Source organism: Lysinibacillus sp. NPDC097279 (assembly GCF_044761745.1).
GTDB lineage: Bacteria > Bacillota > Bacilli > Bacillales_A > Planococcaceae > Lysinibacillus.
On the sequence record NZ_JBIWDA010000001.1, the window covers coordinates 1,349,273 to 1,371,690 of the forward strand.

The following is a 22,418-nucleotide window of genomic DNA, read 5'->3' on the forward strand; positions in this document are numbered from 1 at the left end:
TTCTTTATTTCAAACTGTATGACTAAATTCATTTATAGCTTCTTCAAATGACATCTCTAAATATTTATAGACGATTTTACGTGAAATCTTAAAGCGTTTTGAGATTTGAGCAATTCTAAATCTCCGCTCCGTAATTGGTGTATCCTCAATTGTATAACCCAAGCTTCTCCTCCATTAGTACAGCCTCATATAAATTGACATTTCCAGTTTATAGGTTTCTAATTTATTGAGCAAAACTGTTAGGTTCATTTTAACGTTTACAGATAGCTTGAATTAATTATATTAAATAATAATTTCACTACCCACAGAAAATTGTACAAGCACCAGTGCAATTACAAGTACAAGAAACTTTACAAGTCACTTTAGTTACAATTGTTCTTATAGGAGTAACAGTATTAAGATCTCCGTCCATTTCCATAGAACTATTATCCACTTCGAAATCTAAATTAAAATCATTTTCATTAAAGTTTAAGGTTTTTTCCACAATACATTCCTCCATTTAATATTTCTTCTTAATAGTTGGACGTGTAATCAACGTTTCGCCACACGCTGTTATATCGGCTTTAATCAAGCTCGTTCAAAATTGGAAGAACTGTTTGAACATCTCTGAATGAACCGAAATAAAAAACCGGACGCGTAGCATGAAATTTAGATTTATAGGAAAGGACTAGCCCATTCCTATAAATCTACATCCAAATAAAAGCTTCTAACAAATTAATTGGAATACAAAAGTGAAGAACCACCTAAAAAGTAATTCACAGAAAATTATTTACATTTCATTCCACTTCCCCTCTTAAAAATAAAATTTGAAAATAAATATTATTTTTACAATTAGTATAAAATGCTTTTTGCAATATGAAAAGTGTATATTTTTTGAATATTTCGTGAAATGAAATGATATTATTTGTAGGAGGAGACATCTTGAAAATGATTAATTATTAAAATCCTATAGTGGCAAGCTATCTATTTATCGGTGGAATATTTATAGTCTTAGTTTTTTCTCAAGTTTTAATCTTCTTACTAATAGGGGCAATTTTATGCGTTATTATTTCAAATAAAAATAATAAGAAAAGCCAATTAAAAGGTTTTATCGCATCTTTTAATCGACTTTTCCTAAACTATATATTAGAAATTAACAGCAATCTCGATTTCCTTATCAAATAACTTTGTCTGAATGATATCTTCTCCGGATTGCACTTCCCCAAACAAAATGTCATTTAACAATACATTGGCTTTCAATAGCTCTGTAAATTGTTGAATCATACTCACTGTTTCGGCATCTGCAGAGATTGAAATTGAAATATATTGTTCAACAGGTAACTGCCATTTTTTGCGGGTTTCTTGAATCGTACGTATTAACTCTCTTATTTGACCTTCCTGAAGTAAGTCTTCTGTTAACTGTGTATCGAGTAAGACACGACATCCATTCTCTTCTGCTAACACATAATGATCTTTTACAATAGACTCTTTTATCACATGTGTTTTTAACAGAGTAAGTTTTTGATTATCGATGTCTAATTCAATTGAGCCATTTAACTGAAGTGTCATTTTTTCCGCTTCACTTAATCGCGTAACATAATCTTTTACTTTATGCACTTGTGATCCAAATGCTGCACCAGCTGTTTTGTAGTTTAGTTTGTAGTGAATGGTTTCATAGGCAGTAAAGTCCTGTGTCCACTCACATTCCTTCACATTTAATTCATCTCGAATAATATCATTATACTGAGCATAATCTTCCACTTCTCCAACTACTGACATCACCATTTCCTTTAATGGCTGCTTCACTTTAAGTCCTTTACTATTACGAATACTTCGACCAAGTTCAACTACTGCAAGAACATTTGCCATCTGTTGTTCAAGTTGTTGGTCTAGTAGGTTTGCATCATGCTTCGGATAGTCTTGTAAATGTACACTTTCCCCACATAAACGTCTATACACATCATCCGCAATAAAGGGCGTAAATGGCGCTAGCAATTTACTAACAGTTGTCAATACCTCATACAGTGTGCTGAAGGCACCACGTTTATCGTCTGATAGCCCGTTTGCCCAAAAACGAGTACGTGACCGACGAATATACCAATTGCTTAGCTCTTCAACAAGTTTAGCAATTTCTCTCGTTGCTTGTGTCATTTGAAAATCATCCATATAGTTTGTCACAAGTTGAATCGTATGGTGTAAACGAGATTTTATCCAATCATCTAGCTTCGTTCGTTTACCAGTATTTTCGGCATCGTATTGAAAGCCGTCTATATCTGCATACAACTGATAAAATTTAAATGTATTTTCGAATGTATCGACCAGTTTCGACTTTGCATCTAACACAATTTTCTTAGAGAACCGCTTCGAATTCCAAGGCGCGCTATCCACTAAAAATGCCCATCTTAACGCATCTGCCCCATACTGTTGGATTAACTCAACTGGCTCTAATGCATTCCCTTTACTTTTCGACATCTTTTGTCCGTGCTCATCTAACACATGACCTAGTGACAGCACATTTTTATATGGCGCTTTCCCTGTAAATAATGTAGATACTGCTAATAAACTATAGAAAAAACCTCGTGTTTGATCGATACCTTCAATTACAACATCTGCTGGAAACTGATTATTAAATGCCTCTACATCGCCAAATGGATAATGATGCTGAGCGAATGGCATGGAGCCGCTATCGAACCAGACATCAATCACTTCAGGTGTACGTTTCATATCCCCTTGACACGCTGGACACGTACAAACCACCTCATCAATGTAAGGTTTATGAAGATCAATGTTTTCATTCAACGCTCCTTTCGCTAACTTACTTAATGCTGCAATACTATTTGGTGCTTCTTCATGACCACAATCCTCACAAATCCACACGTTCAGCGGTGTACCCCAATAGCGATTACGGCTAATGTTCCAGTCTACGATATTTTCTAAGAAATTGCCGAAACGTCCGTGTTTTATATGCTCAGGATACCATGTCACTTGTTCATTATTTTGAAGTATTTGTTCTTTCAATGCAGACATCTTAATAAACCAGCTATCTGTTGCATAATAAAGCAAAGGTGAATCACAGCGCCAACAATAAGGATAGCTATGTTCATATTTTTCTTTCGCAAACAGCAAACCTTTTTCTGCAAGCATTTTAATAATGTCGACATCGCAGTCTTTGACGAACTTACCTGCAAGCTCAGGCACTTCCTCTGTATAGCAGCCTTTTAAATCTACGACATTTACAAAAGAAAGCTGATATTGTTGAACTGTTTTATAGTCATCTTCGCCATACGCTGGCGCGATATGCACAATACCCGTTCCGCTTTGGTCTGTTACATAGTCTGCCAGTACGATAATATGGCCCTTTTCAAGCGTGACATATGAAAATGGAGGTTGATAAGCAACACCTGCAAATTCTTGGCCTGTATGTTCACTTAATACTTCAACTGGTTCAGTGAATACTTTTTCAACGAGTGATTTCGCAAGAATATAAATCGTATTCTGCTGTTTAACCCTTACGTAAGTGATATGTGGATTCATCGCCAATGCAACATTTGCAGGCAAAGTCCATGGCGTCGTCGTCCAACCAAGAAAATATTCTTCCTTATCATTTCGTTTAAACATCGCTGTTACCGACAAATCTTTTACATCCTTATAGCCTTGTGCAACTTCATGTGAACTTAATGACGTTTGGCAACTTGGGCAATAAGGTGAAACACGATGCCCTTTATATAAAAGCCTTTCCTGTTGGACATGACTTAAAATATGCCATACTGATTCAATGTACTCATTACTTAGCGTTAAATAAGGGTCATCTAAGTCAATCCAATAGCCCAATTGTTCGGTAAATGTACGCCATTTCTTTTCATACGTAAAGACGCTACCTTTACACTCCTTAATAAACTGTTCAATACCATAGTTCTCAATTTCTTGTTTACCAGAGATCCCTAACTTTTTCTCCACGCCTAATTCTACTGGTAACCCATGTGTATCCCATCCCGCTTTTCGCTCAACGTAATAGCCTTGCATTGTTTTATAACGCGCCACGACATCTTTTATCGTTCTACCAAATGCATGGCCGACGTGGGGTAAACCATTTGCTGTTGGTGGTCCTTCATAAAATACAAAGGGTTTACTAGCAGAACGATTTTTAATGGACGCTTGAAACGTTCTCTCTTCCTCCCATATTTTCCGAACTCTTTCTTCTCTCTCAACAGTTGTCTCTTTGTTCTTTTCGACTTGCATGTAATCTCCTCCTATACAGTTGTATAAAAGGCATACAAAAAACCCCGTCCCAAGTAAGGGACGGGGTTAACCGCGATACCACCCTAATTCTATTGAAAACCGCTCAATAGCACTTAGCAACGTACAATCATACGTGTTCTTTTTAACGGTAGACACCCGAATTAGCCTACTTCTTTCAGCTAATCTTCTCAGAGAGGATCTTCATGAAACATTTGTACACCGACTTCCACCAACATGTCGGCTCTCTGTAGAACAAAATGTAACACTACTCTTTCTCATCAACGAATTTGTATGCTTTTATTGTGACACATCGTAACAAATTGCCATTTACTTGTCAATATTCAGACATTCCTTAATACTTTGATGGAGCGCCGCATATTGAGGCGTGTCAGCAGTTTGTATATAAAAACTTTTTAAAAATGATTTCCAGTTAAAGCGTAATATACGGTAGTACTGGACATCAAGCTGTGACTTTTGAGCAGCTAAGGTTGCCATTGTTTCATTTAGTAATGTGATAACTTCTTGCTGTTGCAAACCAAGTTCCAGCATCGTGATGAGCGGGACTAACAAGCGTTCATCCTCATCATGAATAAATGCATAATCTGTTTGTAACAGCTTGTTCCATAAAGGACGCAATAAATCGATAAAAGATGGTTTATTAAATTTAGAGCTTTTCACTAATTCATCCACTAGATCTGACACATGGGCCACACTATGTGCCCATCCTTTATCTGGTACATAGCCTCTCACATCTTTTTCAGCAAGCAAATAGGCAATTAACTTATTTGTCAGTTCCTCTATTTTGGGTGCACTTAAAAAATCGTCCTCATGATCGCGAGATACTATAAGCGCAATGAGTAACGTCGTAAAGGTTCTTGTAAACACGGAATCATTTTGATTTTCTCCAATGCCTTTACACAATAGATCCGTTAAACAATTGTCCAACATCTCACTTAACATAGTCGCACCCAACAAATTTTCTTGTAAAATCATTGTATAAAATGAACTATAGATTAATCCGTCTCGCAGTTCACTATCTACTGAGCCTATATGCGCTAACATGGACTGTATGACCTTATTGTGATTTGCTTGTTGCCATGTGTTAGGGTCATTTAGAAATACATGCAGTTCAAGTTTTAAATCCGTTTCAGTCAATAATTGTCCTTGTGATATCATAGGTAGTTCCCCCCTTTGGTTTTGCCTATATTTCTTATCTAGAACGCCTATTCATTTCCCAGCAAGTTGTTTAATCGCCAACATTGAATGATCCTGTATGATGCCAGTATCTACAAAACCAAATGATGCGTACAATGTTTTCGCTTTATTATTACTTGTATGGTAAAAGAGTGATACATACTCTGCTTCCCCATAAGGCATCTTTTCAATATCCATTAACATTTTTTCAAAGGCAAGTTTGCCATATCCTTTGCCCTGATAACGCTTTTCAATCATTATATGCCAAACAAAATAGCTCTTCTTTCCGTAAAAAACTTCCTTTTCAAATGATTCATGATCTAACGTATCATAAATATACATTAAAAATCCTACCGCAATCCCATCGGCATAAATGGCGATAGGGTTTGCTGGTATCCCATCAGCATTTAACATATGAGCATCAGCAAAGCTTCTCAGGTTTGTTGTTTCCAGATAGTCTTGCTGATTTTCTGCCACTTCAAGGGCTATGACTTCCTCAATGTTCTCTCCTGTAATCTTCCGTAACTCAATCATTTTTCACCTCTCCTAAGACAATCACCCTAAAACACCTCAAACATAGGATGCACTATCATTATCATTCTTGATTTAAATGCCATAATTTCTCTAATGAAATGTCCTCTATTTGATAGCCATACTTTTCAATTAACATTCGATCAACAGCGATTTCTGGCCGCTCTGTATAAAATTTCGTAATTACATGACAGTGGGCAAGTGCTAAATGTTCCGTCATTTGTTTTGCAAAATTTGCTAATGGTTCTATATGTTTCACTTGTACACCGTTCTCAGAAAAAATACTTACTGATACATAATTCGTTCGTAGTTCATCTTCATCAATGTAAAAATCAGCGATATCCAACTCTCCTACAGTCGCCTGTCTTCTTTCATCCATGATAACCAAACTATAATGAACGCGTTGAATACGTATTGTCCATACTTCCAAATCTGTTAAACGTAATGTGCGTTCGAAATAATCAATCAATGTTAATACTCCTCTAGTCATTTTTATACAGTTACTTACAATAATTGTACCTTAATCCAAAATAAAAAACAGCTTATACTTGTAAGCTGTTTTTTAGGGGTGCTACTCTGAAATTTCAATCTCTTCCAAATCTCCAACAAAATCGTACTGATTTAATCGTTCTTGCAAACTATAGGTGATATTTACGTTTTGACCGATTGTGATTTTCTGTTGTGATGCAAAAAGGGGGAACCATACGCCATTCGTATGCTTATTAATCATTTCTTCATTTGATAAACGTCCAATCTCTTCAGGTAATGCCCCTGTAACAACTAAAAATCGATCTTCCTCAATGGCAACGACCGTTCCATATTTGTAATATGTAGCCATATTAAATTTTGACACATTATATTTGTTTTCTAAATAAGCAATTTGTAATCCATATTCGGCAGTAAAATATTCCATCGCTTCTTTTTTTACAGCCGCGTGTGCATGTATTTGAAAACTGCTTTCGTATTTTTGATAATAGTCCTTCATTAGTTCTGATTGGGCAAGCAATTTAACAGAAAATACTTTCATATATTTTTCGTAATATTCGTCTAGTGTTAGATTAAGTTTTGAAAATCCATCTTTAAATAGTGTACTTTCTTTATATGAACGTTCCAATTGCTCTCTTTCGAAACGCTGTCGCTCTGCAATTGCCGCTTCGCTAAATTTTATACCCTTACTTATTGCATAGGCATAATAAGCATCCATTTCGATTAGTGTTTGAAAATTCGAATTAATAAGATCTTGACTTTCATTTTTCTCAATTGCTTCTTGAATAACCATATCATATATTTTTTCATCTAATATAGGTACGTCATTTGCAGATAACTCGTCCCCATTGTCAATTTGTGTGTAGACAAATAGACCGATACATACGGTTATCATGATAGTTAATATACTATACTGCCAGCGTTTAGATTGTTGAGGTTTTGTACGTTGCTCTATTTGCCTTACTACCTTTGTCATGACCCGATTTTTACTAGCTTGTAAGTCTTTTAAAGCTTCTACTTCGTATTTACTCATGTAGCAGTACCTCCCATTCAATATGCTGTAGCTTAGGCTTTAACAATTCACGCCCCCTGCGTAGTCTTGTTTTCACTGTACTGTCAGGGATGCTTAGAAGCTTGGCAATTTCTGCAATAGGCATATCTTCGAAGTAAAAATAACTCAGTACCTCCCGTTGCTTTAATGGTAGTGCCAATATAGCATGTTCAATTAACGTTTGCTCATCTTGCTGTATGAGCATGTCCCTTCTCTCCATCGTTTGATTAGCGAAAATTTTCTGTTGCACCTGTATTTTCCGATAGCTCCAACTGCGTAAATAGTCTTTACATTTGTTCATGACAAGCCTCGATAAATAGGCTTTTAACTCTCCACGTTCTTCATATTTTTGCTGATTGTCGTAAAACTTAATAAAGACATCTTGTACAATATCCTCTGCTTCCTGTAAATCTTTTACATAATAATAAGCAAGACGAATAAGTCGTTCCGTATGTAGCTCCATTATTTCTTCTAGTTCCTGTACTAGCAACGTCTCGCCTCCCTTCTCTACCCTATAAACGGTGCTCAGGATACAAAGGTTTGTTTTTTGGGAATTTATTATAGACTTTCATCAAAAAATGGAAGAATCATTGCTTTTTCATTAGAAGAGAGCACAATATTTGTAGATGGTGTACCGTAAGGCATTGCGTCATCTATAAATTGCTCTAACGTTTCTACTGAGTATGTTGCAATTTTGACAATATAGCTAATTTCACCTGCTACCCGATAGCATTCAAGGACATCAGGATGTGCATTGCAAAAATTGGAAAGACTTTTACAATCAATCGATTTAAACAAAATAATAGCCTGAATTGAGCGATTCATTTTCTTTAAGTTCACCTTCGTTGTATAGCCTTCAATACTCCCTTGCTCTTCTAGCTTTTTCACTCGTTCTATTACAGCTGGCGACGATAAATGAACGATTGCCGCTAACTCTTTCATTGAAATTTTTGCATTCAGCTGTAATTGGCGTAAAATTTCAGTATCAATTGTATCCATGCGAATCCACCTTTTTTTATAAATTGATTTCTTCATAATTCCTTTAAATATTAGGAAAACACTATTAATTACATTATATAGCGTATGTAATTAAATCACTTCCTTTATTACAATTAAAAATATAAAGGAGGCTAGCTAAGATGAAAAAAATATTATTACTTTTAGCAAACGGGTTTGAGGCTGTTGAAGCGAGTGTCTTTACAGATGTGCTAGGTTGGAATAAATGGGAGGGCGATGGCACAACGGAAGTCGTCACAGTAGGATTACATAAACAGCTCCAATGCACATGGAATTTTCTGGTCACACCAGAAAAGTTGCTACATGAAATTGCACTAGAGGATTTTGATGCACTAGCGATTCCAGGAGGCTTTGAGGAAGCAGGATTTTATGAGGATGCTTTTAGTGATGAATTTCAGCAAGTCATTACACACTTTAACGAACATCAAAAGCCAATTGCGACTATTTGTGTAGCTTCTCTTGCATTAGGACATTGTGGCATTTTACAAAATAAACAGGCGACAACCTACAATCATCCAACGAGTAAACGATTAGAGCAGCTCCGTTCGTATAAAGTAGATATTGTCAATGAACGGATAGTGCAAACAGAACACATTATTACATCTTCGAATCCAGGCACTGCTTTTGATGTGGCATTTGGCTTACTTGAAATGCTAACAACTTCTGAGAACACACTGAGAGTAAAAGATTTAATGGGATTTAACTAATAGTAGTATTTATAAAATAGGGTCATCTTTTCTTTTTCGTCCGTTCATTCTACGAAAAAAATTGGAGATGATCCTATTTTTTTAATTCAATAGTAATATCGAAAGGTATCTAAACATAATTTATCTTAAAGCGTAACGATTATCATTTATCAATTTATCGTCGATATTGTTAAGTCAAATTTTCAGGAGGCAAATGTGAATCGTCAACTTAGCAAACATTTTTTTAATGCTCGTTTTTTCCTATTACTGATGATTGGTCTATTTCTAACCCCTACTTTCTTTCCAAGCATCTCATTTTTAGTTTCTGTCGGTCCCGCACTATTAAATCTTAATACTATATTTTTGAGTATCTTAATCGAAGCATTACCGTTTGTGTTAATCGGGGTTCTGATTGCTGGGTTTATTCAAATTTTTATAACTGAGCAACATATCCAAAAGTGCATACCGAAAAATAAATTTTTAGCCATAGTTATGAGCTGTGTAATTGGAGCTCTTTTCCCTGCTTGTGAATGCGGAATAGTTCCGATTGTTAAAAGACTTGTCTCCAAAGGGGTACCTATTCATGCGGCAATGGGTTTTATGCTAACGGGACCCCTCATTAATCCTATTGTCATTATTTCTACATATATGGCTTTTGGTAATGATCTAAAAATCGCTGGATTGCGCATGTTATTAGGCTTTGTTATAGCCATTATAGTCGCTTTCATTATTAGTCTAGTTTTTATCGGAACACAGTTTAAAAATGATATTCGAATCGATCATCCACAGCATCGTGCAGAAAAAATATCATTCATCAAAAAGTGTACAAACATGGTTAACCATTCTATTGATGAGTTTTTTGATATGGGCAAATATTTAATAATCGGGGCATTTTTAGCAGCTTTTGTTCAAACCTTTGTATCTACTAAAACGCTTGTGGAAATTGGTAATAATATTACATCTTCTATGTTAGTAATGATGCTGTTAGCGTATATTCTTTCTTTATGTTCCGAAGCGGATGCATTTATAGGAGCCTCTTTCAGCTCTATTTTTCCAACTCCATCTGTACTTGCCTTCTTAATTTTTGGACCTATGATTGATTTTAAAAACACGATTATGATGTTGGGAGTATTTCGATTTAAATTTGTACTATCAGTATTAACTATTGTGTTTTTTGTAATCTTTATAATAATATGGCTTATCGCACCTTATATTTAGGAGGTCAATAATGAAATTTCACTTCCAACAAGCGGTAAAAGCCGCTATTTTGCTCGCCTTTTCTGTTATGATTTTCAAATTGCATGCAACTGGGGAAATTACGAAATTAATCAATCCGAAATATGAGAACTTAAGTAAAATTGTAGCTATTATCTTTTTCGTTTTATTTATAGTTCAAATAAAAAGGATTTTTACTTCTACAAATAATAGCCATCACAAAGATTCGTTATGCGAGTGTTGTTCACATCATACGGCTGATCCGCCTTTTAATTGGAAAAAAATAATATCTTATCTAGTTTTAGTTACTCCATTGCTAACTGGATTTATTTTGCCAACGAAATTTTTGGATGCATCCATAGCCCAGAAAAAAGGCGCTACTATTATGATGGCAAAACAATCTCAGACAGCAAGAAATGAAGAGGAAGGCACGCTAAATGAATCAAATAGTAATATGTTGATAGAAGATCATCCTATTGATCCAAAACTATTAGAAGAAAAACAAGAAATGTCAAAAAAGGACTATGACAAATTAAAACAACAACTTATACAGAATCCAATAGTCGACATGACAAATTATATATTTTCTGTTTATTACGAGGATATTAATATTAACTTATCAAAATATCAAGGTAAAACGATAAAACTAAGTGGCTTTGTGTTAAAGGAAAAAGATTTTCTAGAGAATCAGTTAGTCATTTCGAGATTCTTCATTACACATTGTGTTGCCGATGCCAGCATTATCGGGTTTTTAACGGAAATGCCAGAAGCTGCAAATTTAGAAGAAGATACATGGATTGAAGCAGAAGGTAAGATCGATATTGGGGAGTATAATGGTGTTGAGCTTCCTATTATTAAAGTTGAAAAGTGGGAAAAAATACAGGAACCTGTTGAGCCTTATATATATCCAATTGACATTCTCATTAGCAAATAACAAAAAAACCGACCTCCTAAGAGATCGGTTTTGATGAAATAATTATTCAGCAGCTTTCGCGCGAAGAACCATTTGTAGGATACCACCGTGACGGTAGTAGTCTACTTCTACTTCTGAGTCGAAACGAGCTAAAGCTTGGAAAGTTTTAACTGTACCGTCTTCAGATTTAGCAGTAACTGTTAAGATATCACGAGGTTTTACGTTGTCAGTAATGTTTACAGAGATTTCTTCTTTACCAGTTAAACCTAGAGAATCAGCAGATTCACCGTTTAAGTATTGTAAAGGAAGAACACCCATCATTACTAAGTTAGAACGGTGGATACGCTCGTAAGATTGTGCGATAACAGTTTTCACGCCAAGAAGGAATGTACCTTTCGCAGCCCAGTCACGAGAAGAACCCATACCGTAGTCGTTACCAGCAAGTACTACTAAGCCAGTACCCTGTTCTTGGTATTTCATACATGCGTCATAGATGTACTCTACTTCGCCTGTTGGCCAGTAAGTAGTGAATCCACCTTCTGTACCAGGAGCAACTTGGTTACGGATACGGATGTTTGCAAATGTACCACGCATCATAACTTCGTGGTTACCACGACGAGAACCGTATGAGTTGAAGTCACGGATTGCAACACCGTTTTCGATTAAATATTTACCTGCAGGTGTATCTTTACCGATTGCACCAGCTGGAGAAATATGGTCAGTTGTAATTGAGTCACCGAACTTCGCCATAATGCGTAAGCCGTCTAAGCCTTTAATAGCTTCTGGCTCTTTTGCAAGACCTTGGAAGAATGGTGGGTTTTGAATGTAAGTTGATTTGTCATCAAATGTGTATAGAGACTCAGTTGATGTTTCGATTGCATTCCATTTTTCGTTAGCTGTGAATACAGTTTCGTATTCTTTTTGGAATAATTCACGGTTAACTACAGTACCTAATACTGCGTTAACTTCTTCAGTTGAAGGCCAGATATCAGCGAAGAATACTTCGTTACCATCTTTGTCTTTACCGAATGAATCTTTTTGTAGGTCGATATCCACAGTACCTGCAAGTGCATAAGCAACAACAAGTGGTGGTGAAGCTAAGTAGTTAGCTTTTACAAGTGGGTGTACACGACCTTCGAAGTTACGGTTACCAGAAAGAACAGACGTTACGAATAAGTCGTTGTCTTTGATAGCGTCTTCGATTTCAGGAAGTAATGGACCTGAGTTACCGATACATGTTGTACAGCCGTAACCTACAGTGTTGAAACCGATTTGGTCAAGGTATGTTTGTAAACCTGAATCTTCAAGGTAACCAGTTACAACTTTAGAACCTGGTGCTAAAGAAGTTTTAACCCATTTAGGTACAGTTAGACCTTTTTCTACAGCTTTTTTCGCAACTAAACCAGCAGCGATTAATACGTATGGGTTAGATGTATTTGTACAAGAAGTGATAGCAGCGATTGCTACAGCACCTGTTGGGATTTCTACATCACCTTCAGCAAATTTAGCTACAGAAGTTTTTTCGAATTCAGCTTCTGATAAACCGAAACCTTGAGTACCTTGTGGAGCCACTACTGCTTCTTTGTAACGAGAACGCATTTGAGAAAGTGGAATTAAGTCTTGTGGACGTTTAGGACCAGAAAGGTTTGGTTCGATTTCAGCTAAGTTTACTTCTAATACGTCAGTGTAAACTGGCTCTAATGTTGGATCAAAGAACATATGGTTAGCTTTTAAGTAAGCTTCTACAACCGCGATGTGCTCTTCGTCACGACCAGTTAAACGCATGTAGTTTAATGATTCTTCGTCAATTGCGAAGTAACCACATGTAGCACCATATTCAGGAGCCATGTTAGAAATTGTTGCACGGTCAGCTAGTGGTAATTTAGATACGCCAGGTCCGAAGAACTCAACGAATTTACCAACTACGCCACGTTGACGTAAAACTTGTGTTACTTTTAATGCTAAGTCAGTAGCAGTAGTTCCGTTTGGAAGATCGCCAACTAATTTAACACCGATAACTTCTGGAATTGGGAAGTATGAAGGTTGACCAAGCATACCTGCTTCAGCCTCGATACCACCAACACCCCATCCAAGAACGCCGATACCGTTGATCATTGTTGTATGTGAGTCAGTACCAACTACTGAGTCTGGGAATGTTTCGAATGTACCGTCAGCATTTTCGTTTACGTGTACAACTGGAGCTAAATACTCTAAGTTTACTTGGTGAACGATACCAGTTGCTGGTGGTACAGCACGGAAATTATTATAAGCTGTTTGAGCCCATTTTAAGAAGTTATAACGCTCAGCGTTACGTTCGAATTCAAGGTCCATGTTAGCTTGCAATGCAGATGCATTACCGTATTTGTCAACTTGTACTGAGTGGTCAATTACAAGGTCAACTGGAATAGCAGGGTTGATTTTGCTTGGGTCGCCGCCCATTTCTTTCATTGCTGAACGAAGAGATGCAAGGTCAACTACTACTGGTACACCAGTAAAGTCTTGTAATACAACGCGAGAAGGTTTGAATGGTACTTCTGCTTCTGGATCAGCACCGTTACCCCATTTTGCTAATTCGTTTACGTGTTCTTCTTTGATAACATATGCATCATATTGACGTAATACAGATTCTAATAATACTTTAATTGAGTAAGGAAGGTTTGAAACTTTTGCAACGCCAGCTTTTTCAATCGCAGCTAAGTTGTAGTAATTGTAAGTTTTACCATTAACTTCGAATGATGCGCGGCTGTTGTGTAAATTACCTTGTGCCATTTGCGGATCCCCCTAAATATCTTTTTGAAAAGGCCTAATGTAAAGCATCTTTTCTCCAACACCCATAATAGCGTATTTATATTCATAAGTAAATTACATTAATATTATCTTTTTCAATAAGTATTTCTTATGACATAAAAATTATTTCGTTTATTTTACATGAATGAGCGATTTTGTGACGAAAATGACATATTTCAGCCTAATTTATTGTGAACATTTTTCAAAAAAATATTCATCTATAGTTTTGAACAATAGTAAAATTAGTTGTTTACTATAAAAATACAAGGAATAAATCCTTATTGAACCAAATAATAGAAAATCAAATGAAGCAAGCGCGTAGTGAACCGTTCATTAGTAACGAGCGATTTCAACCTAATATTGAACTTCTACTTTTGAACGGTTGTAGTCGTCCTTATTTCCGCAATTTCCATACACTCCCTACTGAGAATAAAATCTCATCTGTCAAAGCAGCATCTCCTTCACTCTTCTCACTTACATTTTAGTTTGCTGTAAAATTTTTTCTAACTGCTGAATAGCTCTACTTAATACATTAATGATAAAACTGTTAGTCGCCATATAAATTTCTTTTATTCAACAATACTTCTCTCTATTGTAATACTATTCCCCTTCACTCGAACGTAAACGTTATAAACTTTACTGTTCAATAGCCTAGATTCTTCTTTATTTATCCTTTATGTTTTAAAAATGAATAGACATTCAATTTGCATTTCCATTATTATATAGTATAAATACTCTTTTTGTAGATAAAAAAGGTGTTTTAGAGAAAAAATAGATTTTTTCAAATAAGGAGGAGATTTATTTAATGGAGCGAATACAAAAAATAGCACCAAACTTCTTTTGCATTGATACACATGATTTAAATAGGAAGGAACGTACAAGCGCATATTTACTTATTGATGAAAAAATCGCATTAGTCGAGACATCTGCCAGTCCTTCAGTTCCCTATATAATAGAAGGTTTAAATGAATTGCAAATTACACTAGAAGATATTGATTATGTCATCGTTACACATATTCATTTAGATCATGCAGGTGGTGCAGGACTTTTTCTTCAAAGCTGCCCTAATGCAAAGTTGGTCGTACACCCGCGTGGTGTTACACATATGGTTGATCCAAGTCGTCTAATTGCTAGTGCAAAGGCTGTATATGGTAATGAATTCGAGCGTCTTTTTGACCCCATCGTCCCTATTGCTCCAGAACGAATTATTGAAGCAGGACATGGAGATATATTGTCATTAGGTAATCATCAGCTTACGTTCTATCATACGGAGGGACATGCAAAGCACCACGTATCAATGCATTATTCTGCTACAAATGGTTTGTTTGTAGGCGATACTACTGGTGTCCGATATCCAGAGATGGCGGATGAAGCAATTGATTTAATCATCCCGTCAACCTCTCCAAATCAGTATGACCCTGAAACAATGGAAAAATCTATTCAGTTATACGAGGAGCTCAATGTACAAGAATTGTATTTCGGTCATTATGGAGCATATCAAAACCCAACTGAAGCTTATCGCCAAGTTCGCTATTGGACTCCATTGTTTTTAGCTGAAGGTGAAAAGGCACTAGCAGCATCTGATATAGTCGAAGAACAAGTAAAGTTGCTAGATAGAGGATTACAAACATTATTGCATCATTTTCTACAAGAAAATGGTATATCAAGAAACCATCCAGTCTATCAAACAATTCCTTTTGATACAATCGTGTCCGCAATGGGCATTCTTGATTACTTAGCAAAAAAAGAAAAGCATCTCGTAAAATAAGCAATTATAATCTGCAATGTTTCTCCAGGCTAATTGGAGAAATTTTGTAGATTTTTTTACGACTGTCTTTGATTAGTTAAATGCTGGAGCACAGCATGAAAATCCTGTTCCTCCCCTATTGCTTCAAAATTTCTAAAGGGATTACCAACCCGTTTAATTCGCTCAATGACAGTAGGTATTGTAAAAAGTTCTGGTCGAAGCTGTTCATTTACTTCATCCCAATATAACGGTGTCGCTACTAAGCCCATTGGATTACCGCGAGTGGAAAATGGTGAAATAATCGTCTTTCCTTCCGCATGTTGAACATAGTCTAAATACAATCGGTCATTTCTATTTTTCTTTAACCGCTCAATTGTATATAGTCCCGGTTTTTGCTCGCATAAAAAACGACATACAAACTCTGTAAATTGCCGAACTTGCTCATATGAAAAAGTATTATACGGTAAAGGTATATAAACTTGTAGGCCTTTGCCCCCTGAAGTTTTAACAAATGACTGTAACTTAAAATAATCAAATATTTCTTTTAGGTGGCTTGCAGCACTTATGGCAAGTGAAAATGCATCTACATTAGGTGGATCTAAATCGAAAACAATTTCTGTCGGCTTATCAGTATCAATTGTTTGAAAGGGAATGTGAATTTCTAACGCAAGCTGATTTCCTAGCCACAATAATGTCTCAAGATTGTTACATAAAATCCCATGATGTTCACTAACTTTCTCTGTTGCCACAAATTTCGGGAGATTGTCAGGACTGCTTTTTTGATAAAAGCTCTCTCCTGGCACGCCATGAGGAAAGCGGATTAATGTAACTGGTCGTTGACGCAAAAAAGGCAATATTAACGGTGATATGAATTGTAAATAGTGCAAATAGCTATCTTTTGTAATACCGATTTCTGGCCATACAGGCTTGTTTGGATGTGTTACTTGTACACTTTCAGGTATCGGCATAAGTTGTCGATGCATTTGTTGCCAATTACATTCCTGTGGATCCATCTCTAATCGAAAAGCATGAAATCGTGGCTCTCTTAACTTTTTGCCATCAAAGTCTATACAGGCAATATCAACACAGATAGATGGCTCTAATTCCCATGTCTCATTTTGTTTAATACCATTTGCTTTAAAAAATGCAATTAGTGTGTTTAATTCGTCATTTTTCATGCCATGTCTAAAAACAACCACTTCTGTTAATTCACCCTGTCGATAAACACAACCTTGAAAATAACCATTTCCTTTATCATATTTCGTGACAATGACCGTAACCATTCTCCAATTTTTTATCTTCATCCATTGATTCGTGCGTACATCTTCCTGCCACTTACTTGTTTTTTTCTTTGCAATAAGACCTTCGCCATTATAGGTAGTTATCAAATGCCATATTGCTGAGGTATCCTCAAAAACATCGATTGCTTGCAGGCGTCGGTTATCTTCACAATTAATAGTAGTCGGCATCTTCAATTTCGTAAAAAGTGTCGTTAGTTGCTGTTTACGTGTTTTTAAATACCGATTTGTTTGACTTTCACCTTTAAATTGCAGTAAATCAAATACAACATAATGACATGGAAAAGATTTTGCGTGTGCAGCAATCACTTCTTTATTTTGCATTCTCCCTCTTTGTTGGACAATTGAGAATTCACTTTTATAGTTGTTCATTAAAAAGACTAGCTCACCATCAAATGTTAAGGGTAAATATGCTTTTATTTTTTTGTAAAGATCTTTGCAATACGCAATAATCTCTGGAAACAACTGATTAAGTACATTCCCATTTCTACTGATTAAAATAGGTTCTTCTTCAGACCACTGGATAATACAGCGAAAACCATCGTACTTTGCTTCATATAACCATTCTTCTCCTGTTGGTGGTTCAATTGCTTCTGTTAATAACATTGGTTTCATAATGCACACCTACTTTCTTTTCGTTCGGATTGACGATTTGTATTTAGCATACATAAAAATCATCAAAATATAACATAGTAAGAAAAACGAGGTGACAACATGCATACAGTTTGGAAAGGCAGTATATCGTTTGGACTTGTCAACATTCCTGTAAAATTACATGCAGCAACGGAAAATAAAGACATCAAATTACGACAGCTTCATAAAGAATGCCATACACCTATTAGCTATAAAAAAGTATGTGAGGGCTGCAACCAAGAGGTTACAGATGAAAATATAGTGAAAGCATATGAATATGCAAAAAATAAATTTGTCGTTCTTGATGAAGAGGAAATAGAAAACTTACGTAAAGAAAATGAAGATAAGGCAGTTGAAATTATTGATTTTGTTAAATTAGGCGAAATTGATCCTATTTATTTTGAACGTACTTATTTTTTATCACCTGATACGACAGGCAGTAAGGCATATGCTCTATTGCGACAAACATTAGAGGAATCAGGTAAAATCGGTGTAGCTAAAATTATCATTCGTTCAAAGGAACAGCTTGCAATTGTTCGGGTCTATCAAAATGCGCTCGTGATGGAAACAATCCATTTTCCTGATGAAGTACGCAGTGTACAAGACGTTCCCAATATTCCGAGCGAGCCAACTATTGTTCAAAAGGAATTGGACGCTGCACTCATGCTAGTCGACCAATTAACAACTGTATTTAATCCAGAAAAATACACAGATGAATATCGTAATGCTTTGATGGAACTTATAGAGGAAAAGAAATCGACAAGTTCAGTTTCTGCTAGCGATAAACGTCCTTTACCCGATAATGTCACCGATTTAATGTCAGCACTCCAAGCTTCTTTAGATAAAACAAAAAAACCAGCAACAAGAAAAAGAGCAACCAAAGCGAAGAAAAACGCGTAATGGCGTTTTGAAAAGGCATCGAGAATTACTCTCGATGCCTTTCTTATACGTCTATCTAACGTAAATAATGTTATAAAATTACAATTAACAAAACATATGTTTGCCATTCGTGATATACTAACATGGAAGAAAGGAGTGCAGAAATGTCCAACATACATATTGAAGAACGAATGAAACATTACCATGTCCAAGGGTTAAGTTATTGCTAATTGAAAATGGCCAAATCAGTAAAATGGCACATCACGGGACACTAGAAGCAGGAACCAATCATCAAGTAAATGCCCGTTCCGTATTTAATGCATGCTCAATAAGTAAATTTTTAACTAGCCTATTAGTAATGAAATTAGTAGAACAACGCTATTTGAATTTAGATGAGGATGTTAATAAGAAACTAACATCGTGGAAAGTACCTGAGAGTGCATTCACAAAGCATAAAAAAGTGACATTACGTAACTTACTTTGCCACCAATCAGGGATTAGTGACCCTATTGATAGTTTCCCACCTTTATATGCTCCTCGAGAAAGCCTTTCAATGGTTGATTTGTTAAATGGGAAAACGCCTTATTGTCCAATTGCAATTGAGGTGTCAAATAAGCCTTGGCATGAATTTCATTACTCTGATGCTGGTTTTTGTATTATTCAGCAGTTAATTGAAGACGTTATGCAACAATCATTCGATGCTATTATAGATGAACTCATTTTTAAAGCGTTAAACATGGAAAATAGCTCTTTTCTATCGTCTAGTACAAAATCTTCCGAAAAAACATTCGCTTGTGGTCATCATCACAATGGCAAATTAGTGGCAGGCAACTATCCAATATATCCTTATCCTGCTGCTTGTGGCTTATGGACCTCCCCCACTGACTTAGCGAAATTACTGCTAGAATTTATGAATGCTATAAAGGGGTCTAGTAAAGTTGGTATCTCTGCACAGCTTGCCCAACAGTTTCTTCAACCACAAGGTGGCAAGGCATGGACTGGTTTAGGTATATTTCTTGATGGCACAGAACATGAAGTTGAAATTTCCTCACTTGGTTGGGGAGTTGGATTTCAATGCATGCTCGTCGCCTATCCCTATTTAGAAAAGGGATTTATTGTTATGACGAATACCGATTTAGGTGTTCATCAAATGAAAGGAATCATTGGTGAACTATACAAGTCGTTCATGTCTTGATACGAAAGAGCATGTTTGCCAAAACTTGCTCTTCCTTTTTATTAATCCAATTGTAATTCTTCAATATTAACCGTCAATTTATTACGCAAAACATATAAAACAGTTATCCCAATTAAGAAAGTAAGGAAGTCCCCTATAAAAATAGACCAAATAATCCCATGGAACCCTGCAATACTACTCATAATAAATAGTATTGGTATCATGATTAAACCTTGTGTAAGGGACATAATCATCGCTGCTTTTCCTTGCCCAGTCGCTTGGAAAATTCCAATGATAAGGAAGGTAAAACCAGTGACGAATAATGAAAGGAAAATTACTTTAATCACATAACTTCCTAATTCAATTAACTGTGGATCTGTCGTAAAAATACCAACTAAGTGATTACCCGTTAAAAATACAAGAATCGCAAATATTGCTGCTAGTATCGCTACTGTCATACTTGTAAATTTTATCGTTGATTTCATACGTTTTTTATTTGATGTAAAATTATAGGCAATCAGTGGGACAACACCTTCACAAAGTCCCATAATAATGAGTTCTGGAAATTGCAAAATCCGTTGTGAAATACCGTAAGAAGCAACTGCCGCATCTCCATAACTAGCAGCAAAATTGTTGAACACCAATGCTGTTAATCCCATTAAAGCACTCATTAGCGCAATTGGAATACCAATTTTCAACACTTCAAATACGACTGATTTTTCAATTTTAAAATATTTCATTGATAAAGTTAAATACTCACTTTTACGGATTATATGCCAGCTATAATAAATAACAGCTCCGATATTACCAATAAGTGTCGCTAAGGCTACACCTGGAACACCCCAATGGCAAGCGAAAATAAAAATAGGATCTAAAATTAAATTAATGCCAACACTTATAAACATTCCGACCATGGATACGATCGCAGAACCTTCAGCACGTACAATTTGCTCCAATGAAAAGTTTAAAATAATAAATGGCGAACCAATTAGCATCACTAAAATATATTGCTTCGTGTAGTCAAAAGCCGCTGCACTGGCACCTAGCCCTGTTGTAATGCTATTAGTAGCTACAATCCCTACTAGCATGGCGATAATTCCTAAAGCAATAGAGGCATAAAATGAAAAAGATGATACTTCTTTTATTTGTTCAAGCTTTTTTTCTCCGAGCAATCGTGAAATAAATGTACCGCCCCCTACGCCAATTAAATTCCCAAGGGCCATTAACACTGCAAGGATAGGAATTGTCAGTGTGATGGCAGTCATCATAACCGAGTCGTGAAGTAAGCCGATAAAATAGGCATTTAATATTGTATAAATGACACTAACAGACATACCGAGCATCATTGGTAATGAGAAATGCGCCACAGCCTTTGCTATAGGTGCTTTCTCAAAATAATATGTGTTCTCCATATAAAATTCTCCTTTTTGATAAAACGTTAGATATCTAACTAAATAAGTAGAAGAACTGAATCAATCAGCCTTCTTAATCTTAATCTAAGTTTTTAATTATGCGGTTTAACAAAACTATAAGCTGTTCTTTTTCTTCTTTTGAGAAGCCTTTTGTCATTTCGTCATCTAATTCTTCAAAAAATAATTGAAAATCCTTAACAATCGCGATGCCCTTTGGAAGCGGTCGAATAATTTTACGACGCTCATCTGTTAAATCTGTTTTACGTTCAACTAAACCTTTTTTCTCCAGGTTCGTTACGATGCTTGAAATAGAAGAGCCTCTACGTTGGAAGACGTTCTCCATATGTTTTTGCGTTATGCCCTCTTCCATATGGGAGACTAAGTAATCTAGAGCATGCCCCTGTTCAATCGTAATGTCATAAGATTCGAGCTTTTTGTCACCGCGCTGCTTCATTTGATGACCAATCATACGAATTTGAAATTGATAATTGACTTCTTTCATCGTCTCACCTTCCACAATTAAAATTTCTTTTTAGTTAGATTTCTAACTAATAATAAAATATCGATCTTTAGAAGTCAATCATTTTAGTTAGAAGTCTAACTATTTTTTCGAGGATCATTTTCCGAACTTTATCGGCGATTCCACATAGTTTATCAGCGATTTCTAGCGTTCTTCCAGCGATTCACACGAAGTTATCGGCGTTTTTGTAGGTTTTATCGGCGTTTTTAAGTACAATCAAAACAACTTCACGCAAATATCTTCCTTTGGATATTAAACCAGTTTATGATAACATTTACAAAAACACATATAAAAGGAGTACAATTATGGCGACCATTGAAGACTTTATTGCTCTTGATATTCGAATTGGTACAGTTCTTCAAGCAGAAGAACTACCGAAAGCACGTGTTCCAGCGATAAAAATGAACATTGATTTTGGTGAATTAGGAATTAAGCAATCCTCCGCACAAATTACAAAACGATATACACCAAATGAAATCGTTGGTAAACAAGTAGTAGCAATTGTCAATTTTCCGCCCCGTCGAGTAGCAGGCTTTAAATCAGAGGTTCTAGTTATCGGCGGTGTGCCTGTAGAGGGAGATGTTATTTTATTAACACCTGATCAAGCAGTACCAAATGGCACTAAAATTAGTTAAGTAACTTATCTAGTTTTACTCT

The 22,418-nt window shown here is 35.9% G+C and carries 20 protein-coding genes and 1 other annotated feature; of the genes, 7 read left to right on the forward strand and 13 right to left on the reverse strand.

What is annotated here, in order from left to right:
• Positions 1 to 9 precede the first annotated feature (9 nt).
• The 9 genes from ACIQ1H_RS06780 to ACIQ1H_RS06820 form a co-directional block, all read right to left on the reverse strand.
• Positions 10 to 162, reverse strand: coding sequence for a hypothetical protein (locus tag ACIQ1H_RS06780; protein WP_402887508.1), 153 nt, complete (start codon positions 160 to 162; stop codon positions 10 to 12).
• A 136-nt stretch (positions 163 to 298) separates the two neighbouring features.
• Entirely contained in the window at positions 299 to 484 is a 186-nt protein-coding gene (locus ACIQ1H_RS06785; RefSeq protein WP_401016585.1) for an FDLD family class I lanthipeptide, read from the reverse strand.
• Positions 485 to 1,125: 641 nt separating this feature from the next.
• Positions 1,126 to 4,218 (reverse strand): isoleucine--tRNA ligase, encoded by a 3,093-nt coding sequence (gene ileS / locus ACIQ1H_RS06790; RefSeq protein WP_402887510.1) that lies wholly within the window; start codon positions 4,216 to 4,218, stop codon positions 1,126 to 1,128.
• A gap of 53 nt (positions 4,219 to 4,271) precedes the next feature.
• Positions 4,272 to 4,509: a binding site (T-box leader), on the reverse strand.
• 36 nt (positions 4,510 to 4,545) lie between these two features.
• A complete protein-coding gene (locus ACIQ1H_RS06795) occupies positions 4,546 to 5,394 on the reverse strand; it encodes a DUF2785 domain-containing protein (RefSeq protein WP_402887512.1) in 849 nt (282 codons plus the stop codon).
• A gap of 51 nt (positions 5,395 to 5,445) precedes the next feature.
• Positions 5,446 to 5,946 carry a GNAT family N-acetyltransferase gene (locus tag ACIQ1H_RS06800; protein WP_402887514.1) on the reverse strand — a complete coding sequence of 167 codons (501 nt, stop codon included), beginning with the start codon at positions 5,944 to 5,946 and terminating at the stop codon, positions 5,446 to 5,448.
• Positions 5,947 to 6,007: 61 nt separating this feature from the next.
• Complete coding sequence (locus ACIQ1H_RS06805; protein ID WP_402887515.1) at positions 6,008 to 6,412, reverse strand: hypothetical protein; 405 nt, start codon at positions 6,410 to 6,412, stop codon at positions 6,008 to 6,010.
• A 102-nt stretch (positions 6,413 to 6,514) separates the two neighbouring features.
• Complete coding sequence (locus ACIQ1H_RS06810) at positions 6,515 to 7,462, reverse strand: DUF3221 domain-containing protein (protein ID WP_402887517.1); 948 nt, start codon at positions 7,460 to 7,462, stop codon at positions 6,515 to 6,517.
• On the reverse strand, positions 7,455 to 7,970 hold the full coding sequence (locus tag ACIQ1H_RS06815) for a sigma-70 family RNA polymerase sigma factor (RefSeq protein ID WP_402887519.1): 516 nt from the start codon (positions 7,968 to 7,970) through the stop codon (positions 7,455 to 7,457). The genes ACIQ1H_RS06810 and ACIQ1H_RS06815 overlap by 8 nt, the downstream gene beginning before the upstream one ends.
• A gap of 68 nt (positions 7,971 to 8,038) precedes the next feature.
• Positions 8,039 to 8,479: an Lrp/AsnC family transcriptional regulator gene (locus ACIQ1H_RS06820; protein ID WP_402887521.1), complete on the reverse strand. Its 441-nt coding sequence runs from the start codon at positions 8,477 to 8,479 to the stop codon at positions 8,039 to 8,041.
• A gap of 140 nt (positions 8,480 to 8,619) precedes the next feature.
• Between ACIQ1H_RS06820 and ACIQ1H_RS06825 the strand changes: the two genes are divergently transcribed.
• The 3 genes from ACIQ1H_RS06825 (at position 8,620) to ACIQ1H_RS06835 (ending at position 11,332) form a co-directional block, all read left to right on the forward strand.
• Positions 8,620 to 9,204, forward strand: coding sequence for a DJ-1/PfpI family protein (locus tag ACIQ1H_RS06825; protein WP_402887523.1), 585 nt, complete (start codon positions 8,620 to 8,622; stop codon positions 9,202 to 9,204).
• A 195-nt stretch (positions 9,205 to 9,399) separates the two neighbouring features.
• On the forward strand, positions 9,400 to 10,401 hold the full coding sequence (locus ACIQ1H_RS06830) for a permease (RefSeq protein WP_402887524.1): 1,002 nt from the start codon (positions 9,400 to 9,402) through the stop codon (positions 10,399 to 10,401).
• Between the two features lie 10 nt (positions 10,402 to 10,411).
• Positions 10,412 to 11,332 (forward strand): TIGR03943 family putative permease subunit, encoded by a 921-nt coding sequence (locus ACIQ1H_RS06835; RefSeq protein WP_402887526.1) that lies wholly within the window; start codon positions 10,412 to 10,414, stop codon positions 11,330 to 11,332.
• 42 nt (positions 11,333 to 11,374) lie between these two features.
• Here ACIQ1H_RS06835 and acnA read toward each other — a convergent pair whose 3' ends face one another.
• Positions 11,375 to 14,080: an aconitate hydratase AcnA gene (gene acnA, locus ACIQ1H_RS06840; protein ID WP_402887528.1), complete on the reverse strand. Its 2,706-nt coding sequence runs from the start codon at positions 14,078 to 14,080 to the stop codon at positions 11,375 to 11,377.
• Positions 14,081 to 14,903: 823 nt separating this feature from the next.
• Here acnA and ACIQ1H_RS06845 point away from each other — a divergent pair.
• Positions 14,904 to 15,866 (forward strand): MBL fold metallo-hydrolase, encoded by a 963-nt coding sequence (locus ACIQ1H_RS06845; protein ID WP_402887530.1) that lies wholly within the window; start codon positions 14,904 to 14,906, stop codon positions 15,864 to 15,866.
• Between the two features lie 56 nt (positions 15,867 to 15,922).
• On the opposite strand, the gene ACIQ1H_RS06850 is transcribed toward ACIQ1H_RS06845, so the two are convergent.
• The gene (locus ACIQ1H_RS06850; RefSeq protein ID WP_402887532.1) at positions 15,923 to 17,758 is read right to left on the reverse strand and encodes a DNA ligase D; all 1,836 of its coding nucleotides are present in this window, start codon (positions 17,756 to 17,758) and stop codon (positions 15,923 to 15,925) included.
• A gap of 99 nt (positions 17,759 to 17,857) precedes the next feature.
• Here ACIQ1H_RS06850 and ku point away from each other — a divergent pair, with 99 nt between their 5' ends.
• Together ku and ACIQ1H_RS06860 are read left to right on the forward strand one after the other, a co-directional pair.
• Entirely contained in the window at positions 17,858 to 18,676 is an 819-nt protein-coding gene (gene ku, locus ACIQ1H_RS06855; protein ID WP_402887534.1) for a non-homologous end joining protein Ku, read from the forward strand.
• Between the two features lie 202 nt (positions 18,677 to 18,878).
• Complete coding sequence (locus ACIQ1H_RS06860) at positions 18,879 to 19,850, forward strand: serine hydrolase domain-containing protein (RefSeq protein ID WP_402887536.1); 972 nt, start codon at positions 18,879 to 18,881, stop codon at positions 19,848 to 19,850.
• 41 nt (positions 19,851 to 19,891) lie between these two features.
• Here the strand turns inward: ACIQ1H_RS06860 and ACIQ1H_RS06865 are convergent, their stop codons facing one another.
• Positions 19,892 to 21,241 (reverse strand): MATE family efflux transporter, encoded by a 1,350-nt coding sequence (locus ACIQ1H_RS06865; RefSeq protein ID WP_402887538.1) that lies wholly within the window; start codon positions 21,239 to 21,241, stop codon positions 19,892 to 19,894.
• A gap of 79 nt (positions 21,242 to 21,320) precedes the next feature.
• The gene (locus ACIQ1H_RS06870) at positions 21,321 to 21,743 is read right to left on the reverse strand and encodes a MarR family winged helix-turn-helix transcriptional regulator (protein WP_172771391.1); all 423 of its coding nucleotides are present in this window, start codon (positions 21,741 to 21,743) and stop codon (positions 21,321 to 21,323) included.
• A gap of 323 nt (positions 21,744 to 22,066) precedes the next feature.
• Between ACIQ1H_RS06870 and csaA the strand changes: the two genes are divergently transcribed.
• Complete coding sequence (csaA, locus tag ACIQ1H_RS06875) at positions 22,067 to 22,396, forward strand: chaperone CsaA (protein ID WP_402887540.1); 330 nt, start codon at positions 22,067 to 22,069, stop codon at positions 22,394 to 22,396.
• The last annotated feature ends 22 nt before the right edge of the window (positions 22,397 to 22,418 follow it).

Excerpts from the sequence above, each read along its gene's own strand:
- ileS (WP_402887510.1), bottom strand. The coding sequence starts at position 4,218 with ATGCAAGTCGAAAAGAACAAAGAGACAACTGTTGAGAGAGAAGAAAGA.
- ACIQ1H_RS06795 (WP_402887512.1), bottom strand. The coding sequence starts at position 5,394 with ATGATATCACAAGGACAATTATTGACTGAAACGGATTTAAAACTTGAA.
- ACIQ1H_RS06800 (WP_402887514.1), bottom strand. The coding sequence starts at position 5,946 with ATGATTGAGTTACGGAAGATTACAGGAGAGAACATTGAGGAAGTCATA.
- ACIQ1H_RS06810 (WP_402887517.1), bottom strand. The coding sequence starts at position 7,462 with ATGAGTAAATACGAAGTAGAAGCTTTAAAAGACTTACAAGCTAGTAAA.
- ACIQ1H_RS06820 (WP_402887521.1), bottom strand. The coding sequence starts at position 8,479 with ATGGATACAATTGATACTGAAATTTTACGCCAATTACAGCTGAATGCA.
- ACIQ1H_RS06825 (WP_402887523.1), top strand. The coding sequence starts at position 8,620 with ATGAAAAAAATATTATTACTTTTAGCAAACGGGTTTGAGGCTGTTGAA.
- ACIQ1H_RS06835 (WP_402887526.1), top strand. The coding sequence starts at position 10,412 with ATGAAATTTCACTTCCAACAAGCGGTAAAAGCCGCTATTTTGCTCGCC.
- acnA (WP_402887528.1), bottom strand. The coding sequence starts at position 14,080 with ATGGCACAAGGTAATTTACACAACAGCCGCGCATCATTCGAAGTTAAT.
- ACIQ1H_RS06845 (WP_402887530.1), top strand. The coding sequence starts at position 14,904 with ATGGAGCGAATACAAAAAATAGCACCAAACTTCTTTTGCATTGATACA.
- ACIQ1H_RS06850 (WP_402887532.1), bottom strand. The coding sequence starts at position 17,758 with ATGAAACCAATGTTATTAACAGAAGCAATTGAACCACCAACAGGAGAA.
- ku (WP_402887534.1), top strand. The coding sequence starts at position 17,858 with ATGCATACAGTTTGGAAAGGCAGTATATCGTTTGGACTTGTCAACATT.
- ACIQ1H_RS06865 (WP_402887538.1), bottom strand. The coding sequence starts at position 21,241 with ATGGAGAACACATATTATTTTGAGAAAGCACCTATAGCAAAGGCTGTG.
- ACIQ1H_RS06870 (WP_172771391.1), bottom strand. The coding sequence starts at position 21,743 with ATGAAAGAAGTCAATTATCAATTTCAAATTCGTATGATTGGTCATCAA.
- csaA (WP_402887540.1), top strand. The coding sequence starts at position 22,067 with ATGGCGACCATTGAAGACTTTATTGCTCTTGATATTCGAATTGGTACA.